Origin of the sequence: Microbulbifer rhizosphaerae (genome assembly GCF_014191725.1) — a bacterium.
GTDB classification, from domain to species: Bacteria; Pseudomonadota; Gammaproteobacteria; order Pseudomonadales; family Cellvibrionaceae; genus Microbulbifer; species Microbulbifer rhizosphaerae.
Map to the genome: position 1 here is coordinate 20,031 of NZ_JACHWZ010000031.1, position 8,345 is coordinate 28,375.

Sequence of the window (8,345 nt, forward strand, 5' to 3'; positions counted from 1 at the left end):
GTTTCCTGAGCAACTCCCGGAAAATCCGGGAGTTGCTTACGAAAGAAATCTGTTGGGAAAGTCCTCGCCGTTCTCGGTGCCATCGGGGCAGTAGGTATAGGTACCGGCCAATTCGTAGTCGCCGCCGGATCTCTGGTCGTTGTGAGCGAACTGGATGATGACGTAATCACCCGCTTCAATGGTTGGCAGGATGGTCGGCCAGAGCCCGGCCTCATAGTAGAAACTGCGGGAACTGCGTCCACCCCTGGCCCAGTTGTGGATGACCGTATCTTCGCTGAAGAACATCGGCATTGCTTGCCCCCAACCCATTTGCGGCAAGCGATCTTCGCCGTAGTCACTCATGGTGGAGTCGCCGAGCATATGGATGGTCGACGCTGCGCCGGTGGCGCCGCCGGAGCTGCTTGACGAGCTTGAAGAGTTGCTCGAAGAACTGCTGGATGAACTGCTGCTGCTTGAGCCGCCGCCACTGCCACCGCAGGCGGTCAGGCTGGCCAGAAAAAATAGAGCGAGTGCTGTGTTGGAAAAGGCATTCATGGCAGGACCTCCCGGTGTCGCTGCTTTTTGTTGCCATCGAGCTCGAGTACACAGAGGCTCGGTCTGGAAACCATATTGGCCAGGCAATGTAATTGAATTGGTAAGGTAGTGGCAAGAAAGGTTTTGTTTCGCCCGCCCGGGCGCCGTGGCCGGAGGGCCGGTCAGGAACCGGTCCGGTTAAGCCTCCACCCGGCTGAACCAGGGCTTGAGCAGCCAGAGGCTGTGCAGTGCCCCGGCACAGTGGTGGAGACGGAGCGGGCCCGGGATCGCCGCCCGGGCCGCAACGGTTTTTATGCCCGCGCTAACGCGCGCCGGCAATACAGCTTCGGAGCAACAGCCCCGCCGCTGCAAACAGCGGCTGGAGTTTTACTGCGGCCCCGTGCCGCCTTCCAACTGGGTCGGCAGGTTATTGGCGTCGTCGAGCGTGTAGTTGTACAGGCTGACGTCGCCGAATACCGAATCACCGCTGTCCCGCTCTTCGTCGGTAGCCGACCGGCCGGTGTAGACATTGCCGCTGGCGCTCATAAAGCCGGAAACGTTCCAGTGGGGCGAGCGGGTGTCGTCGAAGTTGTTGGCCTCTACCAGCGCGTGGGCGTTGTCGTTGGTACTGATACCGAAATAGGTGATCTTCTTGTAGTAGTTGTTGTAGAGATGGGCACGGGAGGTGCTGCCATCCACTTTCGGGTTGCGCCCGCCGGTGTAGTCAAAAAAGTTGTGGTGGTAGCTTACCTGGGAGTCCCCTACCAAGGCGACGTACCAGTGCTGGTTGGCGCACACATAGTTGTTGCGGCCATCGAAGTGGTTCCAGCTCATGGTGACGTTCTCGCTGTTAGTGGTGTCCACGTGACCGTCGGAAATCATGCTGAAGGCCACATGATCGATCCACACGTGACTGGCGTTGTCCACGGTGATGCCGTCGCCGGCCTCCACCAGGTGCGGGTTGACGTTGGCAATGGACAGGTTGCGCACTATCACGTTTTTGCTATCGGTCAGGTTCAGGCTGGCGCCCTCGATGCGGCTGTTGGCGCCCAGGCCGACCAGGGTCTTGTTGTCTGCTACCCGGATGTTGGTGTCGAAGCGGTAACTGGTGACGGTTTCGTCAGTGTCCGAATCCAGATCGGTGCACTTTTGACCACTGCCGGGAACCCGGAGGGTGAATTCCCCAGGGTCCTGATAGTCGGGGCAGGCGATTTGGCAGACCTGGATGGGGGTACCGTTCTCAACCAGACAGTCGATGGTGGTGTTGTCGGGCACCTGTACCACCGCCGCGCCCTCGGCCTCCAGGGCAGTTTTCAGGGCGCTGCAGCTGGTGACGGTGACCGGTGTCGCGTTGCCGCCGCCTGTGGTGGTGGTCAGGCCGTCGCTGCCGGACTGGGCGGCGAAACCTGTGGGGCCATCGCAGTTGCCGTCCACCGGATTGAAGTACCAGCGCTGCAGGCTGTCGCCGGACAAGCTGGTCTGGGAAACGTTGGCGCCGCGGCTGCTGCTCTCGGCGGTGATGGGCTTGCCGGAGTGGCGCGCAACCACCGCAAAGCCGCCGCTGCTGGATTTTTTAAACTGCCACTGCTGGTTACTGGCGCTATTGTAGGTCATCTGCTGTACATTGGCGCCGTCGCTGGAGGACGAGTCGGCCACCTCCAGAGAGCTGCCGCTGTGGACTGCCAGCAGGCTCCAGTAGCCATTGCCCAGGTCGGTGGCGAGAAACTGCTGGTTGGTGTCGGTGTGCTCGCTCCACTGCAGCACGTTGGCCTCGTCCTCGGAGGATTTGCCGGCCACGTCCAGGGCGTAGCCGGAGCCGCGATTGACCAGTTTGTAGGCATCGCCGCTGGTGGGCGGGGCGTCGCAGTTGTCCGCGCGGACGTCGCTGGCGGCGAGAGCAACCAGGGCAGCCAGGCCGAGAAGCCAGGTCCGCCCTTCGAGCATTTTTATTGAATTCATTTTTCTGCTCCTGAAGGAGTTATCATTTTTTTGTAACTACTTACCCTGGGAATAACGAGTACGTCGATATTTCCCTGTAGGAGCCCGCTCTGCAGGCGACCCGGCATTACCGATGCCTTGTCGCCAGCAGAGCCTGCCCCGGACTCGATCCGGGGGCTGGCTCCTATCCTAAAGGGAGGGCCCGCTGCGAAATAACAGCCGGGCCCTCATTGCGGCACCTTTCATCGCCGCACTTTTCGCGTCATTGTGGCCCCGTGCCGACTTCCAGCTGGCTCGGCAGGTTATTGGCGTCGTCGAGCGTGTAGTCGTACAGGTTAACGTCGCCGAATACCGTATCGCCGGTGTCCCGCTCTGGGTCGGTAGCCGACTGGCCGGTGTAGACGTTGCCGCTGGCGCTCATAAAGCCGGAAACGTTCCAGTGGGGCGAGCGGGTGTCGTCGAAGTTGTTGGCCTCTACCAGCGCGTGGGCGTTGTCGTTGGTACTGATGCCGAAATAGGTGATCTTCTTGTAGTAGTTGTTGTAGAGATGGGCACGGGAGGTGCTGCCATCCACTTTCGGGTTGCGCCCGCCGGTGTAGTCAAAAAAGTTGTGGTGGTAGCTTACCTGGGAGTCCCCTACCAAGGCGACGTACCAGTGCTGGTTGGCGCACACATAGTTGTTGCGGCCATCGAAGTGGTTCCAGCTCAGGGTGACGTTCTCGCTGTTAGTGGTGTCCACGTGACCGTCGGAAATCATGCTGAAGGCCACATGATCGATCCACACGTGACTGGCGTTGTCCACGGTGATGCCGTCGCCGGCCTCCACCAGGTGCGGGTTGACGTTGGCAATAGACAGGTTGCGTACTATCACGTTTTTGCTGCCGCTCAGGATCAGGCTGGCGCCCTCGATGCCGCTGTTGGGGCCCAGGCCGACCAGGGTCTTGTCGTCTGCTACCTGGATTCTGGTGTCGAAGCGGTGGCTGGTGACGGTATCGTTAGTGTCCGAACCCAGCTCGGTACAAGTCTGTGTGCTGCCGGGAACCCGTAAGGTAAATTCCCCAGGGTCCTGGTAGTCGGGGCAGGCGACTTCGCAGACCTGGAGGGCGACACCCTCCTCAACCAGACAGTCGATGGTGGTGTTGTCGGGCACCTGCACCACCGCCGCGCCCTCGGCCTCCAGGGCGGTTTTCAGGGCGCTGCAAGTGGTGACGGGGACCGGTGTCGCGTTGCCGCCGCCTGTGGTGGTGGTCAGGCCGTCGCTGCCGGACTGGGCGGCGAAACCTGTGGGGCCATCGCAGTTGCCGTCCACCGGATTGAAGTACCAGCGCTGCAGGCTGTCGCCGGACAAAGTGGTCTGGGAAACGTTGGCGCCGCGGCTGCTGCTCTCGGCGGTGATGGGCTTGCCGGAGTGGCGCGCAACCACCGCAAAGCCGCCGCTGCTGGATTTTTTAAACTGCCACTGCTGGTTGGTGGCGCCGTCGTCGTAGGTCATCTGCTGTACATTGGCGCCGTCGCTGGAAGACGAGTCGGCCACCTCCAGGGAGCTGCCGCTGTGGACTGCCAGCAGGCTCCAGTAGCCGTTGCCCAGGTCGGTGGCGAGAAACTGCTGGTTGGTGCCGCCGTGCTCGCTCCACTGCAGCACGTTGGCGCCATCCTGGCTGGAATTGCCGGCCACATCCAGGGCGTAGCCGGAGCCGCGGTTGACCAAGTTATAGGCGTCGCCGCTAGTGGGCGGGGCGTCGCAATTCTCCGCGCGGACATCGCTGGCGGCGAGAGCAACCAGGGCAGCCAGGCCGAGAAGCCAGGTCCGCCCTTCGAGCATCTTTATTGAATTCATTTTCTGCTCCTGAAGGAATTATCGTTGTTTTGTAACTACTTACCCTAAGGTTAATGGGATGGTCGATATTTCCCTGTAGGAGCGGCGGGGGGGGGCCCCCCCCCCCCCCCCCCCCCACACAGCGGGGGGTGTTTTATGTTGTTTTTTTTTTGTTGTTTTTTTAGTGATAATACTACTCGTTTTTTTTTTTTTTTTTTTTTGGGGGGGGGGGGGGGGGGCGGCCCCCCCCCCCCCCCCCCCGCCGCTCCTACAGGGAGGAGTAGTTACTCTGTTTTTTAATGGTTCAGGTTACTGCTTACGAATAACTTCCTTGAAAACCCCGGGGAAATTCCCCGGGGTTTTTGGGTGGAACCACCCTTTCCATTTATTCCCCGCTGACACCGTCCACCTTGAGATCGTAGATGCCGAGGTACTTTCCGGTGCTGGTTGCGCCTGAGGCATTCCAGGGGAAAATCCGGACGTACAGGGTGTCGTTGTTGGGGTCGGCGTCCGTGGAATCCAGCGTGCTGATCACACTGTATTCCTGCACCGTAAGGTCAGTATCATCCCTGGGGAGGAAGGACGTTTCGTTCAGTTTGACCGGATTGGTGAAATCGGCGGACAGGGAGTACTCGATATCGGCCTCTACGGTCGAGCCCCCGCTGGAGGCGAGATAGACGGAGATGGTGTCGACATAGAATTTCTGCGACTCGGCGGTGACGGCGAACTGCAGGTAGCGGTCATCGCTGCGGGCGACCATGGCCTCTCCAAACACCTGGAATCTGGCGACACCGGTGTCCTGCCCGTCAACTGCCATCGTTTTGGTATTGCCCGCCTCCAGGTTGTTCACCAGGGCATCGCTTGCGCTCACCAGGCCGTCGCTGATGGCGGTGGTGGACGCCCCCTCGGTAAACCAGCTGGAATAGGAAGCCACGCCTTCGCCGACCGCTACACCGGTTCCTGATACGGCCACGGTTCCCAGCTCGGTGCCATCCAGCGCAAAGCTCACGTCTCCCGTGTAGGCCTGCTCGCTTGCCGCGGTAAATTGCACGTAGAGGTTGGAGGTGAAGGCGCCATTGGTGAAGTCAATGGTAGCGGAACTGCTCCATACCTCGGACTCCGCGGAATCGCTCAACAGGAATCCGTCCGGTGCGGTTACATCGACGGAGCCGGTCTCCGGCACGAGATCGAAGGCGGAAATGGTGAGTTCTTTGGTGTTGGGAACATCGATATAGCGATTTCCCCAGTCCAGGTTGTTGGGACTGGCTACCAGGGACGTCGCTTCGACAATATGTCCCTCCATCAGGCCCTGGGACTCCAGGCCCTGGACGGCGGCCCTGGCGATCAGGGTGGCAAAGAGCACCGCCGGGTGGGTGCTGTCGGCAGCGATGTACAGGTGCTCCGTGGCCGCTTCGTCACCGTAGCTTTCCACGATGGCTTTGGTCTCGGCGGTGAGGTCCACGAACGGTACGCCATAGGTGTCCGCAACCGCTTTCATTGCGGCCGGGTAGTCGCCCCGCGGGTAGGGTTCCTCACTGTACTTGTCCTGAGCCTGAAGATTGTGCTGTCCTTTTTCGGTGATGGTACCGCCGCTGAAGTATTTGCGGACGATCGGCGTCATCAGAATCGGGATTGCGCCTTTTGCGCGGGTCTCGAGCACGTACCGCTTCAGGAACTGGTAGTAGGAGTGCTCATAGTAGGGGGCCGTGGGATCGGGGCCCTCGAGGTCGAGGTCCTCGGGGCAGCCCTCGCCGTTCTCGGTGCCATCGGGGCAGTAAGCAAAGGTACCGGCCTCAGCGTAGTCGCCGCCGCGCCTCTGGTCGTTGTGGCCGAACTGGATGATGACGTAATCGCCCGCTTTAATGAGTGGCAGGACGGCCGGCCAGCGCTCGGCCTCATAGTAGAAACTGCGGGAGCTGCGTCCACCCCTGGCCCAGTTGTTGATGACCGTCTCTTCGCTGAAGAACATCGGCATTGCCTGCCCCCAACCCATTTGCGGCAAGCGATCTTCGCCGTAGTCAGTCATGGTGGAGTCGCCGAGCATATGGATGGTCGGTGCTGCGCCGGTGGCGCCGCCGGAGCTACTGGAACTGCTCGAGCTGCTGGAGGAAGAGCTGCTCGAAGAGCTGCTTGATGAGCTGCTGGAAGAGCTGCTCGATGAGCTGCTGGAAGAGCTACTCGATGAGCTGCTGCTGGAAGAGCTGCTGCTGGAAGAGCTGCTGCTTGAACTGCCGCTATCGCCGCCGCTTCCGCCACCGCTTCCGCCGCAAGCGGTAAGCAGGGCACCCAGTAGAATGGATGTGATTAAATAACCAGGGGTTTTCATTATTGTCTCTCCGCTGATGGTGGGTTGTTACTTACTACTGAGCCCCTTCCCGGTTCATCGGCATACTTCAGCCGGGATGGGCTTGTGGTGCTCAAGATTGTGGTACTCAAGATCACGGTGCCGCCTCGATCAACAGGTCGTCCAGCACTACGGTGGCGGCATTCTCTGTCCTCAGGGTGAGGAAGGAGGTGCTGCTGGCGGTCGGGCCCGGCACCGTGTAGGTCTGGCCCTCAACCAGTTCACTCAGGAGCACCTGGTAGAACTTGGAACTGGAGCCCCAGACGGAGTTGCCGCTGGAGAAGGTGTTGTTGTCCACGTAGAGCTGGAAGTACTTGCTGGTGTCGCCGCCGACGCTGACCACCTTGAAGGACACCTGGTAGGGTGCGCTCAAGTCGAAGACGCCGGTGAACGAAGTATCAGTGGGGGCAGTGTCGACCTCGGGGGTGCTGTTGCCCACGGACACGCGGCTGCCGGTGAGGCTGAGCGCGCCGCTCTGGATCTCCGCGGTGCCGGTCACCCGGTGGTACATGGGCGTGCCGTCGCCGGGGGCGCCGGACAGGTCGCGGTAGTCGCTGGTGAAGAAGGTGCCGGTGTCGGTGGCGAAGTTTTCCGCGTAGGGCAGGGCCACGTCCTCGAGGATCGGTTCCTCGTCCGTTGGTACTTCGTCGGCGGGGGTGACCGGGTCGGGGATTTCCAGGCCCGACTGGTCCAGCTTGCCGACGCCGGCGTTGGCGATGACCAGTTCCTTCAACCCGTCGGTGGGGTCCAGGGTGTAGTCGTAGGGCACGGTGTAACTGGAGGTGGACTCGCCGTCTTCGGCGGTGATGTCATTTCCGCTGTTATCGCTCCAGGTGACCCCTGTGCCGAACACATTGCCGTTGAGATTCCAGTAGCCGATGACGTCCGAGTAGAAGGAGACGATCGGGTTCTGGGTGTTCTCGAACACATTGTGCTCGATCAGCATCTCGGCGCCGGCGCGGGAGTTGATCCCGCTGGAAGTGATGTTGTTGTAGTAGTTGTTGTACACGTGGCCTTTGCCGTGCCGGTACAGGGGCACGCGCGCGGACAGGTTCTCGAAGCGGTTGTGGTGGAAGGTCACCAGCCGGTCGGTGTCCGGGTTGCTGTCGGTCTCCGTGTGCCCGTGCAGGGAGGTCTTGTGCGCGTCGTGCAGGTAACTGTAGGAGATGGTGATGTAGCGCGCGCCGCTCTTGGAGTCGATCAAGCCGTCGTAGTAGTTCTTGTCCACGGCGAGGGAGTTGTACAGCTCGCAGTGGTCGATCCAGATATGACTGGTGGTGGAGCCGTCGTCGTCGCCCTCAATATCGATGGCGTCGCGCTCCTGGCCGGGCCAGGCCTCATGGAAGGTGAGGTTCTGAATGATGAGGTTGTTGGCGCGCCGAATGCCGAGGCCGATGCCGTCGAACTCGCCGTTTTCGCCCACACCGATCAGCGACACATTGTCCATGTCCCTGATTTCGATGTCGGTACCGGTACCGGTGTTGAGGTCGGTGATGGTGCCGTCGATGTAGAGGGTGACTGGCTGGCCCGCGGTCTTGGCCTCGTCCAGTTTGGCCTGCAGGTCGGCGCCATTGTTCACCGTGTACACCAGGCCGCCGGCGCCGCCGGTGAGCAGGTAGTCGTGGCCGGCAAAGCCGCCTTCGGCGTTGCTGCCGGAACCCGAGCCACCGCTGGAGGAACTGGAGGAACTGGACGAACTGCCGGAGCTGCTAGAACTGCTGGAGGAGCTGCTCG

The 8,345-nt window shown here is 61.0% G+C and carries 6 protein-coding genes; 1 reads left to right on the forward strand and 5 read right to left on the reverse strand.

Translation table 11 applies throughout. From position 1 onward, the window contains the following. Nucleotides 1-36 precede the first annotated feature (36 nt). From FHS09_RS21125 to FHS09_RS21140, 4 genes are all read right to left on the reverse strand, one after another. Entirely contained in the window at nucleotides 37-534 is a 498-nt protein-coding gene (locus FHS09_RS21125) for an SGNH/GDSL hydrolase family protein (RefSeq protein WP_183463670.1), read from the reverse strand. A gap of 366 nt (nucleotides 535-900) precedes the next feature. After that, complete coding sequence (locus FHS09_RS21130; RefSeq protein WP_183463672.1) at nucleotides 901-2,472, reverse strand: RICIN domain-containing protein; 1,572 nt, start codon at nucleotides 2,470-2,472, stop codon at nucleotides 901-903. Between the two features lie 241 nt (nucleotides 2,473-2,713). Next, a complete protein-coding gene (locus FHS09_RS21135; RefSeq protein ID WP_183463674.1) occupies nucleotides 2,714-4,288 on the reverse strand; it encodes an RICIN domain-containing protein in 1,575 nt (524 codons plus the stop codon). A gap of 364 nt (nucleotides 4,289-4,652) precedes the next feature. Beyond that, nucleotides 4,653-6,311, reverse strand: coding sequence for a rhamnogalacturonan acetylesterase (locus tag FHS09_RS21140; RefSeq protein ID WP_281383197.1), 1,659 nt, complete (start codon nucleotides 6,309-6,311; stop codon nucleotides 4,653-4,655). Between the two features lie 4 nt (nucleotides 6,312-6,315). Here FHS09_RS21140 and FHS09_RS21145 point away from each other — a divergent pair, with 4 nt between their 5' ends. Beyond that, on the forward strand, nucleotides 6,316-6,579 hold the full coding sequence (locus FHS09_RS21145; protein ID WP_183463678.1) for a hypothetical protein: 264 nt from the start codon (nucleotides 6,316-6,318) through the stop codon (nucleotides 6,577-6,579). Between the two features lie 126 nt (nucleotides 6,580-6,705). On the opposite strand, the gene FHS09_RS21150 is transcribed toward FHS09_RS21145, so the two are convergent. After that, a partial coding sequence (locus FHS09_RS21150; protein ID WP_246395208.1) for a pectate lyase family protein occupies nucleotides 6,706-8,345 on the reverse strand: 1,640 nt, incomplete at its 5' end.

What these genes read in the sequence shown, in the direction of transcription:
- FHS09_RS21140 (WP_281383197.1), bottom strand. Translation starts at nt 6,311, where the DNA reads ATGCTCGGCGACTCCACCATGACTGACTACGGCGAAGATCGCTTGCCG.
- FHS09_RS21145 (WP_183463678.1), top strand. Translation starts at nt 6,316, where the DNA reads ATGGTCGGTGCTGCGCCGGTGGCGCCGCCGGAGCTACTGGAACTGCTC.
- FHS09_RS21135 (WP_183463674.1), bottom strand. Translation starts at nt 4,288, where the DNA reads ATGAATTCAATAAAGATGCTCGAAGGGCGGACCTGGCTTCTCGGCCTG.
- FHS09_RS21130 (WP_183463672.1), bottom strand. Translation starts at nt 2,472, where the DNA reads ATGAATTCAATAAAAATGCTCGAAGGGCGGACCTGGCTTCTCGGCCTG.
- FHS09_RS21125 (WP_183463670.1), bottom strand. Translation starts at nt 534, where the DNA reads ATGAATGCCTTTTCCAACACAGCACTCGCTCTATTTTTTCTGGCCAGC.